15 protein-coding genes, 3 tRNA genes and 1 pseudogene are annotated in these 20,649 nt (G+C 51.9%); 3 read left to right on the top strand and 16 right to left on the bottom strand.

Annotated elements, in window-relative coordinates; genetic code table 11:
• The 5 genes and pseudogenes from L888_RS14980 to L888_RS0112475 all read right to left on the bottom strand — a co-directional run.
• Positions 1–117: pseudogene (locus L888_RS14980) on the bottom strand (toprim domain-containing protein); the annotation flags it as partial.
• A 267-nt stretch (positions 118–384) separates the two neighbouring features.
• Positions 385–1,575, bottom strand: a complete 1,191-nt coding sequence (locus L888_RS0112490; protein ID WP_027953129.1) for a primase-helicase family protein — start codon at positions 1,573–1,575, stop codon at positions 385–387.
• A 4-nt stretch (positions 1,576–1,579) separates the two neighbouring features.
• Positions 1,580–1,873 (bottom strand): helix-turn-helix domain-containing protein, encoded by a 294-nt coding sequence (locus L888_RS0112485; protein WP_004344933.1) that lies wholly within the window; start codon positions 1,871–1,873, stop codon positions 1,580–1,582.
• A gap of 120 nt (positions 1,874–1,993) precedes the next feature.
• Positions 1,994–2,920, bottom strand: coding sequence for a hypothetical protein (locus L888_RS0112480; protein WP_027953128.1), 927 nt, complete (start codon positions 2,918–2,920; stop codon positions 1,994–1,996).
• 238 nt (positions 2,921–3,158) lie between these two features.
• Positions 3,159–3,240 (bottom strand) — tRNA-Leu (locus L888_RS0112475).
• A 186-nt stretch (positions 3,241–3,426) separates the two neighbouring features.
• Between L888_RS0112475 and L888_RS0112465 the strand changes: the two genes are divergently transcribed.
• Positions 3,427–5,778, top strand: coding sequence for a hypothetical protein (locus L888_RS0112465; RefSeq protein ID WP_027953127.1), 2,352 nt, complete (start codon positions 3,427–3,429; stop codon positions 5,776–5,778).
• A gap of 134 nt (positions 5,779–5,912) precedes the next feature.
• Entirely contained in the window at positions 5,913–6,812 is a 900-nt protein-coding gene (locus L888_RS0112460) for a PfkB family carbohydrate kinase (RefSeq protein WP_005845100.1), read from the top strand.
• Here L888_RS0112460 and L888_RS0112455 read toward each other — a convergent pair.
• From L888_RS0112455 to L888_RS0112420, 8 genes are all read right to left on the bottom strand, one after another.
• Positions 6,754–7,515, bottom strand: a complete 762-nt coding sequence (locus tag L888_RS0112455; RefSeq protein WP_027953126.1) for an ABC transporter ATP-binding protein — start codon at positions 7,513–7,515, stop codon at positions 6,754–6,756. The two genes, L888_RS0112460 and L888_RS0112455, sit on opposite strands and share 59 nt — an antisense overlap.
• Before the next feature lie 26 nt (positions 7,516–7,541).
• On the bottom strand, positions 7,542–8,126 hold the full coding sequence (locus L888_RS0112450; RefSeq protein ID WP_005845103.1) for a hypothetical protein: 585 nt from the start codon (positions 8,124–8,126) through the stop codon (positions 7,542–7,544).
• Positions 8,127–8,192: 66 nt separating this feature from the next.
• A complete protein-coding gene (locus tag L888_RS0112445) occupies positions 8,193–9,461 on the bottom strand; it encodes a DUF2264 domain-containing protein (protein WP_027953125.1) in 1,269 nt (422 codons plus the stop codon).
• Positions 9,462–9,492: 31 nt separating this feature from the next.
• Positions 9,493–11,040 (bottom strand): YifB family Mg chelatase-like AAA ATPase, encoded by a 1,548-nt coding sequence (locus L888_RS0112440; RefSeq protein WP_005845105.1) that lies wholly within the window; start codon positions 11,038–11,040, stop codon positions 9,493–9,495.
• A gap of 32 nt (positions 11,041–11,072) precedes the next feature.
• Positions 11,073–12,077 carry a TlpA disulfide reductase family protein gene (locus L888_RS0112435; RefSeq protein ID WP_044249453.1) on the bottom strand — a complete coding sequence of 335 codons (1,005 nt, stop codon included), beginning with the start codon at positions 12,075–12,077 and terminating at the stop codon, positions 11,073–11,075.
• A 142-nt stretch (positions 12,078–12,219) separates the two neighbouring features.
• The gene (locus L888_RS0112430) at positions 12,220–13,896 is read right to left on the bottom strand and encodes a tetratricopeptide repeat protein (RefSeq protein ID WP_027953123.1); all 1,677 of its coding nucleotides are present in this window, start codon (positions 13,894–13,896) and stop codon (positions 12,220–12,222) included.
• Between the two features lie 21 nt (positions 13,897–13,917).
• Positions 13,918–14,003: transfer RNA gene (locus L888_RS0112425), tRNA-Leu, on the bottom strand.
• A 21-nt stretch (positions 14,004–14,024) separates the two neighbouring features.
• Positions 14,025–14,097: transfer RNA gene (locus L888_RS0112420), tRNA-Gly, on the bottom strand.
• A 134-nt stretch (positions 14,098–14,231) separates the two neighbouring features.
• Between L888_RS0112420 and L888_RS0112415 the strand changes: the two genes are divergently transcribed.
• The gene (locus L888_RS0112415; RefSeq protein WP_027953122.1) at positions 14,232–16,256 is read left to right on the top strand and encodes an AAA domain-containing protein; all 2,025 of its coding nucleotides are present in this window, start codon (positions 14,232–14,234) and stop codon (positions 16,254–16,256) included.
• 76 nt (positions 16,257–16,332) lie between these two features.
• Here the strand turns inward: L888_RS0112415 and L888_RS0112410 are convergent, their stop codons facing one another.
• The 3 genes from L888_RS0112410 to L888_RS0112400 are packed head-to-tail and all read right to left on the bottom strand — an operon-like array spanning position 16,333 to position 20,632.
• Entirely contained in the window at positions 16,333–18,126 is a 1,794-nt protein-coding gene (locus L888_RS0112410; protein WP_027953121.1) for a DUF4955 domain-containing protein, read from the bottom strand.
• Between the two features lie 41 nt (positions 18,127–18,167).
• Positions 18,168–19,031: a hypothetical protein gene (locus L888_RS0112405; RefSeq protein ID WP_027953120.1), complete on the bottom strand. Its 864-nt coding sequence runs from the start codon at positions 19,029–19,031 to the stop codon at positions 18,168–18,170.
• Between the two features lie 35 nt (positions 19,032–19,066).
• Positions 19,067–20,632 carry a sulfatase family protein gene (locus L888_RS0112400; RefSeq protein WP_027953119.1) on the bottom strand — a complete coding sequence of 522 codons (1,566 nt, stop codon included), beginning with the start codon at positions 20,630–20,632 and terminating at the stop codon, positions 19,067–19,069.
• Between the last annotated feature and the right edge of the window lie 17 nt (positions 20,633–20,649).

Below are 20,649 nucleotides of genomic sequence, written 5' to 3'. Positions count from 1 at the left end.
CTCCGTTCTAAGTGGTGATAGGTACATGAGGTTCACACCATACTGTTTTACGGGTTTGCAGTCTATTGTTGCAAGAAATTCCTGCAACTTTATCTTTTTTATTTGGTCAATATTCATAATTATATGGAAGTTAAAGTGATGAAAAATTTGATGATTTGATGAATTTGATTTTATCTATATGGTTATCAAATAGTTGAGAACTCATCATGCCCTCATCATACTATTCTTCAAAATAGAATTGCTGACGAAAAGAAGAATATCATCCTTTTCTTTTTTCATCAGCAGAATATCCACGATGAATAAAAGATGAGAACGTAAACGACTTGTACTGAAAGCTTTATATAATCTATTCATCATTTCATCAAAATAATGGGTATAATGTTTTTATAAACTCTTGAGTTGCTCCTCGGTGATTGTATAAAACCTTCCTGTCCTTCGAATAGGAGAGTAATATTGCAGGGTGTTGTAACTAAGTTGATACGTAGTGTAGGTCAGCGTATTGGACACAGGTGTGAGCTTCCAGATATCCTGTACAACTCTCCTTATCTGCCCCTTGTCATACCTACATTGTGTGTTACTTAAAAGAGGCATCATATCATTGATACAGAAAGAGACTTCCTCGACATTGTTTGTTTCCATGATGTCAAGACACAACTCTGACATTTCTAGTTCCAGCTTGTTTCTGTTATTACGGATAATGCGTTGCAAGGCTGGTGTAAAAGTCAGCTTGGGTGCAAACCACATACGGCTTTCCTTTTGGGTAGACAGCGTGCGATGCTGAAGAAAATAAAGAAAGGCAGGTATCTCTGCTTTCAATTTCTGAAGAAACTCTGTATCGTCACCCTCCAGACGATTTATCTTCCTTACCCAATATCGGGTTTCTCCTATGTCTATAATGACAGGGAGCAACTCGTTATTGGAACACAGCACGAACTTGGCAAAGAAGGAGATTTCATCTCGGTCTTTGCCCTTGGCTTCCACCTTATAGGAAAGTGTTGTGCTAAGGTTTTTCAATCTTTCACTATCTTCTCTACGGTTAAGCAATACTTCATCCACCACAATAAGTAGTTTACCTGCCCAGTCTGCGTTAAACTGACTGCGAAAATCCTCGTTGGTATTGAACGTTACATTGTTTTGGAAAACAGCTTTGAGAAAGTTAAGGAACGTACTCTTACCTGTATTGCGTTCTTCTGATACCATCAAGAGAATGGGGAGTTTCTGCACGGGTTGGAGATAGAGCAATTGCAAGTAATCCATGCCCAGCTCGTATTGTTCCCCGAAGATGTGTCTTATCAGGGATTCAACGTGCGGAAACTCTCCTTCTTTTGGTTGGTGTCCTATCGGCTCATAGAGATTTAGGAACTTATCAACCACTGGTTGGTAGTTGACATGATTAGGAACAGTGCAGAAACCATCGTACTTTGGGACGGTGGCAATGAAGTCCTTGCCATAGTCCTGGCGTAGCGTTTCATTATTCCATACTATACGCTTCTTTACAAAACCGCCACTGATGCGAGGTTGGTTCACAATCTTATACAAGGTTGTGCCAACACGAATAAAGTTCTCGTTTTCCATAGCCTTACTTCTGCATTAAAGGTTTGCTACCCATAATATATCTCTGTGCTTCTTGGGCTATTTGCGCAGAAGTCTTGATAGGATTCTGACGCAGCCATGCTTCGAGTTCTGCTTTCTCAAAATAAAGCATCTTACCTTGTGGCTTATAATGAGGAATCAGATTGCCCGATGTGAGCTTGTAGAGATAACTCTTTGAGAGGTTAAGAAACTTGCTTGCTTCATCAAAGCTAAGCACATTTTTGTTTGTAAAGAGAAGTTGTTCGAGTTCGTAAACTCGTTCCTCTATGGTCTTTTCCATATTTTTTATTTGTTTGGTAAAACGATAGAGGGTGCGCACCCTCGTTGCTGTTAACGAGGGCAAAATTAAAAACGATAAAAAGAACTGGCATTGAGCAATGTTTGACGTATCAACCTATGCTCACTCTTTTTTCAGTTGTTTGATGTATTTATCTATGATTTCCCATCCTTTCGGCTGCTTCATGTTGATTTGATCTGTTGCAGTGGAAAGGTCAGTTCGTGTTAATGGTGTTTCTTTGGTTTTTCCCAATATGAGTTTACTGCGTGCAATGGTAGACTGCCATTCATTAGTAACGTATCCCCGAAGATTAAGACTTTGCATGAGATACGCAAGTAGTCGGTTATTGTTTGATTTTAGTACTCCTTTCAGATTACAATCAAATAAATTTTTAGTAATCTTTGGTGAAACACTGGTCGTAAAAAGTTTAACATCATTGATGCAATCAGTTAGTATTTCAATCTGTTCTTCCGAAAAATCAGATTTGAAAGGATTAATTTCATTGCCAACAATCACAGGTTTTTCTTTTGGCTGGCTTGGATCGATGTCATCATAGACAATTGTAGAATGGCGTTGAAAAGAATTCTTGATTTCGCTTATTTCTATCTTTTCAATCTCATATTTTAGATAATTTGCATAACGTTCATAAAGAATTGCATCAATGAGCGATGAAAACATCGGAAGGACTTCATCGTACAAAGTGTGATTCTCAACATACTTACTATAATCAAACGTAGTCAAATCAAAGCTATAATACTTTCCCTTTTGCTCTTTATTCAATGAATCATAGAAAGTGCTATCCCATAAGAAATTATTTTCTTTATAAGATTCTTCTACACACGAAAGGGCTGGGGACTTCATGTATATAGAGGATAGATTATCAGTAATTTGCAAAAACTCATTCTGCAACATTTCTTTAAGAAGTATTAAGCTTATACATTCTTTTTTTCTCATGACATTTCCAATGAGAATATTGAAAGTTTGCATAACGCAGTGGTCCACGAAACTTTGTATCTTGGTTAGTTGTATTTCAAGTCTATTATCTTCCATATAATTTTTTAATATAAGGTAAGTACCTTTGCAAAGGTAACACATCACCAGCAGATAATAGCAATAATTGGAAGGAAACAGAATAAAAGGAAATGATTATCGTTAATTAAATCTAAATAAACTATGTAGAATACAGTCTTAATACACGTTTCTTATACTTCTGCTATAAAGTACACTTTTAGTACATGTTGAAAAAGAAAAATCCCTTGTAAATCAAAGACTTACAAGGGATTTATAGTACCCAGACCCGGGCTCGAACCGGGATGCCTTGCGGCACTGGTGTTTGAGACCAGCGCGTCTACCTATTCCGCCATCTGGGCAAATGTGCGTACAAAGGTACAAGGAAATTTCGGAATGGCAAAAAATTATGGAGGAATTCTATTGATGAGTGCAAAGATTTACAGCGAAATTCTATTGATGGGCGCAAAGATTTACAGCGAAATTCTGCAGAAGAACGAATTATTATTTGTATTTTTGCCCAAAGCAAACTATTAATCAAGGATTCTATGAACAAATATCTTCTCTTTGCTTTCGTTTTGCTGCCATGGACAGGCATGTCCTTGGAGGCTAAGACGTGCCGCAACATGCTTAAAACCCAGTCTATCCAGCCAAGTATCCACACCTCACATTTTCCATATACAAAGGCCGACAATAGTAAAAGGAAGCCCCGGCAGCAACCTCAACAAGTCCCAAACAACGATCAAAAAAAGGAAAAACGCTGGGCTCCCATTGTCCGACAGGCCGTGGTGAGCCGCCACAACCCGCATATCACCCGCATCGATTCGCTGGCATCGCTCACTGTGGGCAACGGTGGGTTTGCATTCACCGTGGATGCCACCGGCCTACAGACTTTCCCCGAAACCTACCACAATGGCGTGTGCCTGGGCACGTTCAGCGATTGGGGCTGGCACGCTTTTCCTAATCCTAATGCTTACCAAGAGCGTGACGCGTGGCTGGAGAAAGACTTCGGGCGGGGCCATCAGGAAGTTTATGCCGCACAATTCAGGCAACCGGGACGCCAAAGGGATGCTGCCAACTATTTACGCGAGAATCCGCACCGGCTGCATTTGGGAAATATCGGGCTTGACCTTGCCTCTCCTGCAAAACTTCACCATATTGACGAGACCCTCGAGCTTTGGACGGGCAAAGTGCGCAGCCGATTTGTCTACGACACCCAACATTATGAAGTTGAGACGCTGTGCGCCCCGCATCAGGACCTCATAGCCACCCATGTACAGTCTGACGGCGAGTTTTCCATTCTCTTTCGCTTCGCCTATCCCACCGGCGGACACAGCGATGACGCATGCGACTGGACTCAAGCCCAACGCCACCAAACCACTTTTCGGCAAAACGGCCATTCATGCCTTATCACCCGACAAGTAGATGACACACGCTATGCCTTGCGAGTGACATGGAAAGGTGACGCAACCCTGTCGCAGACCGCCCCACACACGCTCAAAATCAACTGCAAACAAGGCGACCTTCAGTTACAGTGCGAGTTTGTGCAGACAGAAGAACAGCCCTCCACCCCATGGCAGTCTTTTGCCCAATGGGGCGAGGCATCCGCCACCCACTGGGCCAAATACTGGAACCAAGGCGGCTTCATCGACATAGGGCACGTGCAGGATACGCGCGCCAGAGAGCTGGAGCGACGCATCATTCTCAGCCAATATCTCATGGGAGCCCAGGAGTGCGGACAATATCCACCTCAGGAAACCGGCCTTACCTATAACAGCTGGTTCGGCAAGTTCCATCTGGAGATGACCTGGTGGCACTTGGCTCATTGGCCGCTTTGGGGCAGACCCGAACTTCTCGACCGTCCGCTGACCTGGCATTTGGAAGCTGAAAACAAAGCTCAAGCCATTGCCCGCCGACAAGGATTCAAGGGAATCAGATGGATGAAAATGACCGACCCCAGTGCATCCGAAGCCCCTTCCAATGTGGGCAGCTATCTGATTTGGCAGCAGCCGCATTTGATTTATCTGGCAGAGTTGTTGTACAGGAGTCGCCATCCACTCCATTTCACTTCCAAGGAAACCGGCATTGACCGCCGTCAACAGGCAAGCCGGCCCAGTCCTGCCAAGCCTTTCGATGCCACCTCTCCTAAGAAAGAAGACGCCTTGCTGAAAAAATACGGCCGTCTGGTAGAAGAAACGGCCGAGTTTATGTCCGACTTTGCCGAACTCGACACCCTCAGACACCGCTACATCCTGCGCGGCTGCATACCTGCTCAGGAGACGCTGAACGCCGACTCTACCGTAAACCCTCCCTTTGAACTGAATTACTGGCTGACCACACTCCAAATGGCACAGCTGTGGCGGGAGCGTGAAGGAAAAGGACGCCGGCAGGGCTGGGACAGCATCATCGCCCGTCTGTCTCCCTTGGCATTCAATGCCGACAGCCTCTATCTGGCCGCCGAGACTGCCACCCAGACCTATACCAACACCCGCTTTACCAGCGACCATCCCGCCCTGCTCGGGGCATTGGGAATACTGCCCGAGAGCAGACTGGTAGACCCACGCATCATGCACAAGACACTCGATTGGATTTGGAACCACTGGAACTGGGCGACTTCCTGGGGATGGGACTTTCCCATGACGGCCATGACCTGTGCCCGACTGGGCGAACCGTCGCGTGCCGTCGACGCATTGCTCATGCCCCAGCAGAAGAACACCTACCTTGTCAACGGCCATAACTACCAAGATCAGCGTCTGCGGGTCTACATGCCCGGCAACGGCGGACTGCTCACGGCCGTAGCCATGATGGCTGCCGGATGGGACGGCTGCACGCTGGGGCCCAACCCGGGATTCCCCAAAGACTGGGACGTGCGGTGGGAAGGCCTGCAGCCCATGCCCTGAAACCGGAAGCATTGGGCATTGAACCTTGCACTTTGAGCTTTGAACTTTATGACATGGCGCAACATAAAGTTCAAAGCTCAAAGTGCAAGGTTCAAAGATTTTTATTATCTTTGCAATCTAAACATTATCTGCCGATGAAAGATCTCTGTTGCATCGGGCATATCACCCGCGATAAAATCATCACCCCCGAGAGTACAGTCCACATGGCCGGTGGCACCTCCTTTTACATGTCCTACGGCATCTGCCAACTGCCCCCGAAAGTATCCTACCAGCTGGTTACCAAAGTGGGAAGAGGACAGCTGGCCGAAGTGGAAAAGCTGCAACAGAGCGGAGTAGACGTCGTGTGCTACTCCAGCCGCCACACGGTGTACTTTGAGAACAAGTACGGCGAGAACACCAACAACCGCACGCAGCGGGTGCTGGCCAAGGCCGATCCTTTCACCATCGAAGAGATGCGTCCGCTCGAAGCCAAGGTGTTCCATCTGGGCAGTCTGCTCAACGACGACTTCTCCCCGGAGGTCGTGAAATACTTGTCCACACAAGGCTTTGTCTCGATAGACGTGCAGGGCTACCTGCGCAAGGTCGTCGGAGAGCAGGTGCATGCCACCGACTGGGCCGACAAGAAAGACATCCTTTCCTGCACCGACATCCTAAAACTCAACGAGCACGAGATGGAGGTCATCACCAATTCCAAGAACCCCCGCACCGTAGCTCTGCAACTGGCAGAGTATGGCGTGCGCGAAATTGTCATCACATTAGGCAGCTACGGCTCGCTCATCTATGCCGACGGCCGGTTCCATGAGATACCGGCCTACCGGCCCGCCAAGGTCGTCGACGCCACAGGCTGCGGCGACACCTACTCCACCGGCTATCTTTATTGCCGTTCCCAAGGCATGAACGTCGAGGAGTCCGGCCGGTTTGCCGCTGCCATGTGCACGCTCAAACTGGAACACAGCGGCCCCTTCGACCGTACGCTCAAAGACATTCACCAAGTGATGCGGAAGAGCCAGCACCACCCTGCGACTGCGTTCTGACCATGTATTGCCGAAGTTCCTCCTTTCCAATCTCACGCAGACCACTGCCGTCGAGCAGCAATTGCCGGTCGGCAAAGCGCAGGGCCAAGTCTATGTCGTGTGTGGAAAGCAGGATGGTCTTTCCCGTCTCCCCCGCCAACCGCCGCAACAACCTCATCATTTCCACCTTGCTGGGATAGTCAAGAAAGGCCGTAGGCTCGTCCAACAGAACAACAGGAGTCTGCTGGGCCAGAGCCTTGGCTATCATCACCTTTTGCCGTTCGCCGTCACTCAGCGCGCCAAACTGCCGTAAAGCAAAGGCGTTTAGCCCGGTAAGGCGCAGCGATTCCGCCACAATCCGGCGGTCTTCTCGGCGTAATCTTCCAAAGAATCCGGTGTAAGGCATCCGCCCCATGCCCACCATATCGCCCACGGTGACGTGTTGCACGTCGGGCTGTTCGGTCAGCACCACGGCCACATTTCGGGCCATTTCCTGCTTCGACAGCTCGTTCATGACCACCCGGCCGCCGTCGTCCGACGACAGTTCCACCTCTCCAGACAAGGCCGGCTGCAGTCCAGCCAGCGTGCGCAGCAGGGTCGACTTGCCAACGCCGTTCACTCCCAGCAGGCACGTCAGTTGCCCGCCGGGCACGCTGCCATCGAGCTCACTGCCTACACTCCGGCCTTTATATCCTATTGAAAGGTGGCGAATCACCAAATCCATGAGGTGTCCCGTCGTGGAAATCCGCTTTACGGTTGCGCCCTTTGCAGCCGAATCGTCTTGCGTTCGGCATAACAATAGGCATCGATCATCCCATTGGTGTATCGGTCTTCATAGCCTTTCGAGGCCAGCCTGTAGCCCGCAGCCTGAAGTTGGTTCAGCAAATTCTGGTAGGCCGCAAGGTTGAACACTCCGACGATGACTGTTTCATGCGCCGTAGCCACATAGCTTGACGTGCCTTTTTTCAGTGCCCGCGGTGTGTCGGCATAGGTTCCATGGCCCAGCGACTTGCCAAGAATACAGTTTTTATAGAGCATCTTCTCATAAGTGCCCAGCCGGGAAACCTCATAATTTTCAACCGTTTTGTAACCATATTTCCTGGCCACCTCGTCGAGTTTTCCAGGATTTATCACAGCTTCTGCAGCCTCAAGGATGGTTATAAAACCGGGATTGGAGGCTACCTCCGGCAAGGATTTTTCGGGCGACAACACCGTGGTTTCCTGCCGTGCAGCCATCTCCGAGGCTGCCTTTTTCGTGCCGCAGCCCACAAGGCACATGGCCGCAAGGCTCGCCATCGCCAGGCCAGCGGCTGCCGAATACAGATGTTTTCTCATAGTTCTTAGTGTTAAATGGGTGAATGAATATTAGGAAAAAAGCAAATAAGCGGTAGGCACGTAAGCCTACCACTTGTCTTTGGTCTGAATGTTGTCGCCCCATCGGTGGTCCTTGGGGAAAGGCTGCCCGCCCCAAGCCTTCACCTGCGTCCAAGGTTGCGGGGCATCGGCCCAGAAAGGCGCGTCGGCCGGCAATCCCAACGGCATGAAGCAGAGCGAGCACATATAGAGCGAACCATTGTTGGTGTACCAGTCGGCCGTGCCCGGTTGGGCCCCGCAGAACCCTATGGTCAGGAATCCTGCGGCATTGTAATTGTTCTGATGGTCGAACATGCGGTGCATCGTCTGCGTGAGTGCAGCCCTCACCTGTCCGTTGCTCAGGTCTTTGGGCAATTGCTGGTACCAGGCCATCAACGCCAATGGCTGCATGGCGGCCAGCCGGTAAGGCGTGGAACGGCCAAAGACGGGGAATGTGCCCTCGGGCGAGATAAAGCGTTCCAGTATGATGGCGAACTTCTGTGCCCGCCTCAATTCTCGGTCGCGGTATTTCTGATAGTCCAGACGCGTGCTGGCACGGGCGTCCACCATGTTCTGCAGCGTCTCCAGATACATCGGGTGGAACACGTAGCTACTGTAGTAATCGAAGGCAAACTCCGAGCCGTCGCTGTACCAACCGTCGCCCACATACCACTCCTCCACCTTGCGGCAGGCCGTGTTCACCCGGAACTCATCGTAGGGTGCCTTGATCTTGGCCAGAAAACTCTCAATGGTCGAGCTGAAGAGGAACCAATTGGTATAAGGCGGATCCACGCGGCGCAGCTGTGTGAACTCCTCCACATAGCGTCGCTTGGTCACCGTGTCGAGCGGTTCCCAAAGGGCCTCGAAGCCACGGATAAAGCTCTCTGCCACGTAGGCGGCATCCACAAGTGTCTGGCCGTGTCCCCTCCAGGCCAGATAATCGGGGCTCTGCGGGTCCACGGCATTCTTGTAGCTGGCCAGCGCCCATGTGCGCAGTTGCCGCCGCTGCTTGCCCTCGGGCGTGTCGTCGTCGGGCAGCGAGAGCCAAGGTGCAATGCCAGCCATGAGCCGCCCGAAGCACTCCATGTAGGCCACATTCTTCGATCGGCCGTCCCAGTTGGGGCTCACCTCGAGCAGCATGTTCTTCTGCAGTTCGCCTTTGGCCATGTTTTCCAGCACGGGCTGCGCCATCTTGTAGGCCTGCTGGCACCAATACTGGCGGTCACTGACCGCGGTCTTCGTCTTGGTTTTGGCACAAAGCCCCTGCGGGAGCACGCAAGCTAACAAGACGGCGAATAGTTTGATGGTTTGTTTCATTGTATCGTTCGTGATTGGTTGATGTTCCTGATTATAATCCCCGCTCGGCCCAGTCGCCGCGGTCGAGGTTTCGATAGCCGATGGCTTCGGCCAAATGGCCGTTGCCCACGTGCTCTGCTCCGGCCAGGTCGGCAATGGTGCGGGCCACCTTGAGAATGCGACTGTAGGCCCGCGCCGAGAGCGACAACCGCTCCATGGCCACGCGCAACAACTCCAGCCCCTGGTCGTCGGGCTCCGCATAGCGGTGAATCATACGTTCGGTCATCTGCGCATTGCAGTGCACGTCCTTGTATTCCTTGAATCGTTCGGTCTGCATGGCCCGGGCGGCAATCACCCGCTCACGGATACATGCACTCGGCTCACCCGGGGCCGCCTTACTGATGTCCTTGAACGGCAGGGCGGCTATCTCGCACTGAATGTCGATACGGTCCATAAGCGGCCCTGAAATCTTGTTCAGGTATTTCTGTATTTGTCCCGGCGTGCACACGCAGTGGTGGGTCGGGTCTCCATAGTAGCCGCAGGGACAGGGATTCATGCTGGCCACAAACATAAAACTGCACGGAAAGGTCACCGAATATTTGGCCCGGCTAATGGTAATGACACGGTCTTCGAGCGGCTGGCGCAACACTTCCAGGGTGTGCTTGCTGAACTCGGGAAGCTCGTCGCAGAAGAGCACGCCATTATGGGCCTGACTGATTTCGCCGGGCATAGGATTCATTCCTCCCCCTACAAGGGCCACCTCGGATATGGTGTGATGCGGCGACCTGAAAGGTCGTTGCGAGATAAGTGCCGACTGGCGGGCCAGCAGTCCGGCCACCGAGTGTATCTGCGTGGTCTCCAGGCTCTCGGACAGTGTCAGCGGCGGTAGTATGGAGGGCAGCCGCTTCGCCATCATGCTCTTACCGCTACCCGGAGGACCAATCATAATGAGGTTGTGGCCTCCGGCAGCCGCCACCTCGAGTGCCCGTTTCACATTCTCCTGGCCACGCACGTCGGCAAAGTCGAGGTCGAAATTGTATTGCTGCTCGTAAAACTCGCGCCGCGTGTCCACTTCGGTGGGTTCGCAAGGCGTCCGGCCCGTCAGGAACCCGATGACGGCAGCCATTGTGTCCATGCCATACACCTCCAGTTGGTTCACGATGGCGGCCTCGCGCACGTTCTCGCGAGGCACGATAAGTCCTTTGTAGTGTTCGGCCCTGGCCTTGATGGCAATGGGCAGCACCCCCTTGGCCGGCTGCAGCTTACCGTCGAGTCCCAGCTCGCCCACCATCATATAACGGTCGAGCCCGTCGGTCGGCACCTGTCCGTCGGCCGCAAGGATGGCGATGGCCAATGGCAGGTCGAAGCTGCTTCCCTCCTTGCGCAGGTCGGCCGGAGCCATGTTGACGGTGATGTCGGCCTTTGGAAAGTGGAATCCGTTGTGCAGCATGGCGGCTGAGATACGGTCGCGACCCTCGCGCACGGCCTCATCGCCCAGCCCCGTGAGATGATACATCACGCCCCGGGTAAGGCTCACCTCAATGGTAACAGGTGTTACGTCGAGGCCATTCACTGCGGCGCTATAGGTTTTGACAAGCATAGGGACAGGAATTTCCGTGGAAAAGAGTGGCGTTACAAATTCTGTTTGATTTTTTGTTGCAGTTCTTGTGGGGAAAGACTGCGTGCAATGATGCGGCCATTGCGCAGCAGCAGGTTGTCCGGCACGGACTTCAGCCCCAGGTGCTGCACCGTCTTGCCGTCGAACATCATGCCATCACAGATGTTGGGCCAGGATATGCTGTCGTTCTTCAGCGTAGGGCGGCAGTCCTGTTTACCCGCATCCAGTGAAATCGAAACCACCTTAAGCCTCCCTTGGGAGCTCCGTTGTAGCTGGTGAATCTGGCGTAGCATGTCTGTGCTCTCATAACTCCACGAGGCCCATGTGCAGACCACGACCAGCCCTGCAGAAAGGTCGGCTGATGAGACCAGCCGTCCGTTCATGTCGTAAGCGGTAAAGGCCGGCAATGCAGCTCCCACACCCGTGGAGCCCAGAGCCTTGAGCAACTGTTTCATGTGCACCAACTGGCCATTGGCGGGCTGCCTGGGCTCCATCATCCGGATGAGGGTAACGGCCTGACGATAATCGGGCTCGACTGCGGCCACGAAGTATCGCCTCACCAGATACACACTCACTGCCGACTCCGGATGATCCTCGCAGAACTGTCGGGCATACCGTTTGGTCTCTGGCGGAGAGGCATTGGCTATCTGCTGGCGGAACTTTGTCATCAGTTCGTTGTCGTCGGTGCCCTTCACCTTTAGTTCTTTCAAGTGTGAGGCGTCACCGTCTATGTCGACCGACTTGCCCGGCTCGGCAAAAATGGGTTGTTCGGAAAAGTTGGGGAACACCAGCATAAGCGTACTGGCATGCTCACAGGGCATTTCATAGGCAAAGCGGCCGCCCTCCACCTTGATGGTGTCAATGCCGTCCACCGAACCATCGCCACCATAGACATAGAGTTCGCCCTGATTCATGTGGAGGAAACGGCCTTCTATCTTGAAATGCTTGCTGTCCACACCACAAGAAACCAGCAAAAGTGCAAGAGAGCAGAAAAGAAGAGATTTATACATGACGCTCATGCCGCTGAAAGCACATAAGATGTAAGTATAGAACGGAAAGAGGCCGCCCAAGCGACCTTCTTTCCTTTATGATATAATAACTGTGAAAGGCGCATACACGCCCGGCATCAAATCACAGGGCCGAACCATGGTATAGAACTGCTTACTTCAAGTTGGCAAATTCCAAATCCTTGACAGCATAAGCAGCCAGAGCAGCATCGGCCGACGTAGCTTTCTGCAGATACTCGCGTGCAGAAGCTACATTGCCCTGGCGGTTCTGTACAATGGCCATCAGATAGTCGGTCATGGCATCGGGATTTTTCACAGCTTTCAGCGTAGCGGCCGCCGAGGCATAGTCCTTGTTGAGCAGCTGGGCCAGTGCGGCACTGTTCGACTTTGAGTTGTCAAAGTTGCGCACAGCTGTGTCGTAGTTGCCCTTGGCAATATTCAGGTTGCCCAGAGCCTCGCCAAATCCGTTGGCATCAATGGCATTGGCCAGGCAGCTCTCGGCCTCCTGCAGGTTGCCGTGGCGCAGGGCAATGAGTCCCAGATTGGCATTGGCCTCAGGAGCCTTGGTATTCTTGCCCATAGCCTGGTTGATGTACGACTTGGCTGTCGTCTCATCGCCACGGTTGAATGCCAACGCAGCCAAGTTGTTGTAAGCACGATAGTCGTTGCCGTAAAGCTCGGTTGCTTTCTTGTAGATGGCTTCCTTCTTGCTGGCATCTTGCTCCAGACTGGCGGCATAAAGCAGCTCGTCGGCGCTCAGCCGAGTGGGATCACTGGCGTACTGCTCCTTGATCTGGTCGTCGGAACGGCCCACGGTCTCATAATTGATGATGAGACGGCTACGACGCAACTCGGGCAAAATACCGTCGGCCAGTTCGCGGAAGCCCTCGCTCATGTTACGAATCTGACGCTCGCGCTCCTCGGGATCCTTATACATTTCCAGCACACGCAAGATAACGTTCTTGTCCTGAATGTTGCTGGCCTGCACGAGGCGCTTGAATCCATCCCAATCCTGGGCAGTATAGTGGGCATCAACGTTAGCGTCGCCCAACTGGGCTGCCTTGAGTTGCTGCTTCACATAGTTCTCACTGGTGTTCTGACGCTTGCCGGCCAGCTTGTCGTTGAAGCTGAAACCACCCTCTGGCGAGGCATAGGCCGACACCTCTACATTACGCAGGTTGAGACCCTCGCGGTCGGCATTGATCTGCTTGAGCATGTTGATGAATTCTTTCACCGAACTGTTCTTCAGCTCGCTCTTGCGCAGGTTGGCCTGGTTCACAAGGAACTTGATGTTGGCTTCGGTCTTTTGGGCCTTCACACGCTGGAAAGAGTCGGGAGCAATGCAGCCGCCGGCATTCATCATGGTCTGGCGGTAAAGCTCGGCTGTGGCAAGAACACCCGTGGCCACCTTGACTGCTGGCACGTTCACTTTCTTCTTGCCCAGACGAGCATCAAACGTGAGATACATTTCGCTCTGCTGCATCTCGGGCACGTAGTCGAATGTCGTCTTCATGGTGTAGCGGCCACCCACTTTGTACGAGATGGTCTGGTCATTGCCCATGACGCGTTCGCCCTGGAACGTGGTACCCTGTCCCTTGGCCACCTGTCCGTTGCCGTAACGCAGTTCGGGAACCACAGTAACCACAGCCTTGGTCTTCATATACTTGGCAGGGAATGTGCCATTGACTGTGGCCGGCACTTGGCCATGCTGTGTCTCCAGCGGGTTAGGATCTACCGTAAACTGGTCGGCCGACAAGGGGCCCAGTTTGGAACAGGCTGAGAATGTCAGCACAGAGAAAACAGAGAGAGAAAGAATTAGTTGATTGCGCATAATGACTAAAAATTTAGGAAGTGCCGCGAGCGGGACTCGAACCCGCACAGCCATTACTGGCCAAGGGATTTTAAGTCCCTCGTGTCTACCAATTCCACCATTGCGGCATCGGATTGTATCTAACCCTGAGCGGCAAACGAGACTCGAACTCGCGACCCCGACCTTGGCAAGGTCGGGGTCTACCAACTGAGCTATTGCCGCACAACGTATGCAAAGATATGGTTAAATCTTTGAAAGGCCAAGGGATTTACACAATTTAAGAAAATAAAAACGGGAAACTTTTGGGCCTGCATCCTTGCACAATTCTACGATTATTTCTACATTTGCGCGCAGTTATGACACAGGAGTCTCCCATACAAGCCCTACAGCGACAACGCCTGTTGCTGCAACAGGAATACCAGACCGAGAAAGAAGCATTTCGCCAGCAGACCGAAGCCCGCGGCATAGGCCGACAGGTGAAACGTGGAGACGCGTGGTATCCGATTCGGACGGGCAACACTTTTTACAACTCGCTCAACCAGCTCTCCCTCGAAATCTTCCGAACAGCCGACCAGGACATTGAGCACAATTTCGAGTTCGGCAAACAAATCATGCTTTTTGCCCTCTCCCCCAATGCCTCCTCGAACAGTGCCAAGCAGGATGCGGACAAGCCTTCGACCCCTGCGTCCGCCAACTTGCCCGCATCGGTGAAGCTGCTTTGTGGTGGCACTGTCTCCTATGTGGATGGTGACCGCATGGTGGTGACCCTGCCTGAGGGGCGCGTCAGCGACGTAACCTCGGCCACGATGCCCCTTGGCGTGCAACTGTCGTTCGACGAGACCAGCTATCGTGCCATGTTCTCCGCCCTTGACCGGGTCATCAAAGCCAAGGGCAATCGTATGGCCTACCTGCGTGATCTGTTCTATTCCCACATACCGGCCCAGCGATTCACATTTGCACCCATGAGTTTCCCTTGGCTTAATGTCACCCAGGAAAGGGCCGTCAACGAAGTGTTGCGGGCCAAGGATGTGGAGGTGGTGCACGGGCCGCCGGGAACCGGCAAGACCACCACATTGGTCGAAGCCATCAATGAAACACTCATGCGCGAGAGTCAGGTACTGGTGTGCGCACAGAGCAACATGGCCGTAGACTGGATTTCGGAAAAACTTGTTGACCGAGGCATCAACGTGCTGCGCATCGGCAATCCCACCCGCGTGAACGACAAAATGCTGGGATTCACCTACGAGCGCCGCTTTGAGGCACATCCTGACTACCCACAGCTGTGGGCCATCCGAAAAGCCATACGCGAACTACGCAAGAAACGTAAGGGACGCGACGAGAGCTACCACCAGAAGATGGAACGGTTGAAATCGAGGGCCGCCGAACTGGAAATACGCATCAATGCCGAGCTCTTCGGCGAGGCACGCGTCATAGCTTCCACCCTCGTAGGGGCCGACAGCCGTCTGCTTGAGGGGCAGAAATTCTCCACGCTCTTCATCGACGAGGCCGCCCAAGCCCTTGAGGCAGCCTGCTGGATTCCCATCCGTCGGGTCTCACGCGTTGTATTGGCAGGTGACCACTGTCAGCTTCCGCCCACCGTGAAGAGTATCGCCGCCATGAAAGCAGGGCTGGGCAAAACGCTCATGGAGCGCATTGTTGAGCAGAAGCCCGAGTGTGTCACTTTGTTGCAGGTACAGTATCGCATGAGGGAAGAAATCATGCACTTCTCTTCAGAATGGTTCTACGGCGGTCGGGTGGAGACTGCTCCGCAAGCGAAACACCGTGGAATACTCGACCTGGAGAATCCGTTCACCTGGATAGACACGGCCCCTCCACAACTCTCCCCGGCAGGGGAGGGGGAACAAGTCCCCCATAAGAACATTGGCGACTCTCTCCTACCGGAAGGGTTGGGGAAGGCTTCTGACTTTAGTGAGCAGTTCGTGGGCGAGAGTTATGGCCGAGTGAACCGTGGCGAGGCTTTCCTCACGCTGGACGCCTTGCAGGATTATTTCGTCAAGATTGGCCGCCAACGCATCCTTGACGAGCGCATTGACGTGGGTGTCATCTCGCCCTACCGTGCTCAAGTACAATATCTGAGGCAACTCATCAAGCGACGCGAGTTCTTCAAGCCCTACCGTCATCTCATTTCCATAAACACCGTCGACGGGTTCCAAGGGCAGGAACGCGACATCATCCTTGTCTCTATGGTGCGTGCCAACGACCAAGGACAAATAGGCTTTCTGCGCGACCTGCGCCGTATGAATGTAGCCATCACCCGAGCACGCATGAAGCTCATCATCCTCGGCAATGCGCCCACACTCACCCGACACCCTTTCTACAAAAGACTCTATACATACGCAAAAGGGCTGGAGAATGCTTGACCACCGCCATCGGCAAAAAAGCGACGGCTACAATCAGGCTACTCTCCAGCCAGGAATATATAAACAGGCAGTTTGTTTATCTCATCACTTTCTTGCCACAGACGATGTAGATGCCGTGTGGCAAAGTATCCAGGTCAGTACCCACGCACTGTCCCTCAAGATTGTAAATCCTGCCATCTGCAGGTTGTGGAGTCCTAACGGTTCCTCTCCCCAAGCCTGTGGTCAGGTCCACACAATCCAATTCGTCAAGCCAATCGGGGATCTTGTGCAGCCGCTCCTGTATTTGGGCACGATACAACGAGGGGTGTGCAGCCTCGGCCAGTCCGTAGCCTTCATTCCTTTTTATCTCGTCACTATTGAAATGCAAGTCTGCGACGTTGCCATGGAAGCCCACCATCACAGGCGGCATGAAACACATCCATCCCGATTTTCCAGGATCCGTCCACCAGATAAACCGACCTGCTTTCTTGGTCTGCAGCGAGGTTCCCTTGCAGTCAAAGTTCCAAATGACCAAATCATCGAGATGATTGGGCAACTGCGACTGGTCGCCACCCATCCTATACATCATGAAACCTCCGTAGCAGGCATCAATAAGCGTGGCACGCGGCTGTGTGGCATGTGATTCAAAACAAGCGTCTCTGCCCCACTTCACCTTGTAGACCACACAACCCAAGCTCTGTTTCGATACACCACAGGCATGAAATTGCCCCATATCCTCGAGTATCTGTGACCGATCGTCGGTAAGCGGCCCCCGGGTGTGGTCGTAGACATTGCCTATGAAGCCTCGGGTGGTCTTCTGTAGACGTATGGCAGAATGACCGCGATTGCCTATAATCTCTATCTCGGTAGCCGAAACACTGGCACAGCCATCGAAAGTACAAGCCTCGCTCACACTCTCAAAAGAGACACGGCGCATCCAAGAGTTCACCATGCGCACATACTGGATGGGCTTGTAGGCACCATCGTCCTGCCATGTGCGGTGATGCTTAAAGTCGGGTACACAGTTTCCCACGAAAGTCAAGTCTTCCACACCTACCTCCTCAAAATGCTTGAACCAGTCGAGCGTCCAATTGTACTTGCTTTCCACCCGATGGAGCAACGGCTCGTAGAAAGTAACTGTATTGCCGCTGACCGACTTGATTTGATGGGCATCGTAGACCTGCACGCCTACCTTGACAAGATTGGTCATTGCCTTGTCGGCCGGCCGGCCCAACTCTTCTGCAATGAAATTTCGGTCGGCATTGACGACCTTCAGGCAGACCCAATCTCCCGCCTTGTACATCGAAGCATTCTCCACCTCTACACTCATGCCGCCCTTATCTGCATCAGCCATCACTTTGGTGGAATACTTCGGAGCGGCCTCTCCGTTGTTGCGCAACTGTATCATTGCGGGCGAACTGTAAAGCGTATTGGGATTGTTGGGCAGGTTGGGGTCCTGCATGATAAGCCTCGTCTTGCCTACCCCATCGCCTTTCAATACGATATGTCCGGCCAAGATATTAATGCAAAACGACTTCCCGTTTATATTGTCATCCTTAGTATGCAGCACATAATCACCCTCGGGGAAGTAAATTATAACCTTGGCCTTCTCCCTATTCTTATATTTGGCGGCTATATTCATGAGTGCCTGACGGGCCGTCAGTCCATTGGCTGCCATATAGTCTTTCACATTGATGATGGTGTAACCCAATGAATAGACATCGGCAGGTGCCTCCTCCCCATGATGATAACCCGCATACGAAAAGTCGGGCAACACATTGTTGGGTGATTTGCCCACATAATCCTCCCACACTCCGGCCTGTATCGAGATTGGACTAAGGAGGAATATAGCGGCAACCATGGAGGCAGCCACCTTCTTATACCTGTTCATACTAAGAAACTCTTACTGTTTAGCTTGTCAGTTGGGAACCTTCACTTGGCTACTTTCTTTCCATTCACCACATATATGCCATGCGGCAAGGCATCAAGATGGGCACCCATACACTTGCCCTCGAGAGTATAGACATTCCGGTCAGTAGTCTCTGCATGAGCCTTAACCGTAGAGACAGCCGTATGAACTGCCCCAATCTGTTCCTTGGTCAGCACCTGGCCTTGCTCGTCTTTAACGGTGATGTCATAGACGTAGATTCCTCCATCGGTAGAACGCAGCACCACATTTCCATCGCCTTTCACCTTGGTCCGACGCAGGAACTTCATGTTGAAGTTCTGTTCTTGGGGCTTGAACTGGGAAGTCACGTTCATGGCTTCAAGCGTGTGGGGCTCTTTATCAGAATTTCCTGCCATAGTCACTTCGAGGGTATAGCCTTTCTTCAGCGCAGGAATCACAATAATAATATTCTTGGCATTCAGCAGGAGTCTCGTATTTTTGTCGTGCTGTATTTTCAGATTCTTGTAAATGGCTTTGGTTGGGGCTGGCGTCGTCTCGTCGCCATTTATCCAAATGCCAAAATGCAGTCCTTTGGTATATTCTGCCTCCTGTCTGGGTTTGACTGCCGGATTGCTGTAGAGTGGTTTGGTTGCAGTCTCCTTATAAATATCTGCATAAGACACGGCTACATTGTTCTTGCTGTTCTGACCGATGGCTGTTTTACAGAACCACACGCCATCTTTCTCTTCCCAATCTTTGCCGGAGTCCTTGATATTGGCCTCTATAGCCTCACTGTCCACAGTGCTAATCTTTGTAAAGTCCCATGTCTTTGTGTCCTGTGCATTGGTGCCGGTTGCCATGGCAAGTGCTACGCACAGTGAAGTTACAAATTTAATAAAGTGTTTCATCGCTATCAATGTTTTATTGTTGTTGAATAATAGATTTACTGATTGTCCTCCTGCTTTTCTCTTCCCAGGTCAATTCCCTTGAGTTGCATGTGGCTCCACGGGTCGTCTATATCGCGCAGCATAGACATCATCTTACCGACAAGCTGTCGATAAGGCTTCTGATACATACGGGGATTGAGATTGTGCATCTGGTACGGATCGGCCTGGTCATCGAAGAAAAGCGTGCGCTTGAGCCTTCCACGCCGGTCTATATAGAGTGCCAAGGTATAACGGGCTGTCTTGATGCCACGGGCAGCTGGGAAATAATCTTTCACTATTCCTTGTGCATCCTTTTCACCATCAAGATTTTGGAAGTAGAGTGCGGCATCAGGACGAGGCACCTTGGAAGAGGGATCGAGGAAGAGCGTAGCGTAGTCACGCCCCTGCCACAAACTGGGGATACAATGCTTCAGTCCTGCCATACTGAGCAATGTAGGCATAATATCGGGCGTAGACATGAGAACACTGTCTATACCCACAGGTACATGCCCCGGCCAGCGCACGATGAACGGAATATTCATCGATTCCGTATAGGGCGAGTTCTTGGGATCGTCGGTATTCTGGCTACACATGGTCTCACCATGGTCTGAGGCAAACACGACAATGGTGTTCCGCTCAATTCCCTGTTCCTTGACAGCTTGGAGTATCTGTCCAAAAGCGCGGTCAACCCCCGTAACAGAAGCAAAATAGTAACGCACGGACGGGGCCTTGGCCAATGCGCGGTTGACATTGGGCCTGACGAGCAGACTATCCAAAGGCTTGTCGGCATAAAGGGCATAATCTTCGGGCATACAGTCTTCGCTGCTGCGGTAAGGGCTATGGGGCGGATTCATGCCCACCATGAGAAAGAAAGGCTTGTGCGGGTCTCTCACCCCATGCTTATTGCGTATGTAAGCAGCTGCCACCTTGGCCTCATGCATCGGCGACCACTCGTGTGGTTCGTGCTTGCGGCCCTCGGTATCCCAATAATGGGGGTTCTTGTGTTCGTCGAAAGTACCGTAACTGTACCAGAAATTAAAATGATGGCGTCGTTGCACCGGCGTGAAAGCATCCCAGACCAACACTCCGTCTTCTACATAATGGCCGGGGCGGTCAGGGTCGTTCCGCTGCGGTACGTCAGCATGCAGTTTCCCAATGTATCCACAATCGTAGCCAGCCGCAGCAAACACATCGCTCACAGTGGTGGCTCCCTCGCGGATATAACTGAAAGGACGACTGGAATTACAGTTCTCTGGCACACCACTCTTGTTGGGATACATGCCCGTAAGCAAACTGCCACGGTGAGGACTGCTCAACGGGAAATTACTCATGACCGACCTCATGACCCTCGACTCACGGGCAAAACGGTTGATATTTGGAGTTACAGTCGGATCCCCTCTGAAGTTCACCTGCTCACGATAACCAGGTTCGTTCCAGAAACCAAGGGCGGCATTACGAAACTGGTCGGGAAACACGTAAATCACATTGGGACGGTCGGCCACAACGTCTGATGCGTCCTGTGCCCCCACCGTCTGCGGGCAGACAGCCAAAGGACTGATAAGAAGTGCATATAGTTTATCCATGTGTTCCAGCGTTGCTT

Origin of the sequence: Hallella seregens ATCC 51272, from assembly GCF_000518545.1 — a bacterium.
Taxonomy (GTDB): domain Bacteria; phylum Bacteroidota; class Bacteroidia; order Bacteroidales; family Bacteroidaceae; genus Prevotella; species Prevotella seregens.
This window is presented reverse-complemented; position numbering and strand designations above follow the sequence as displayed.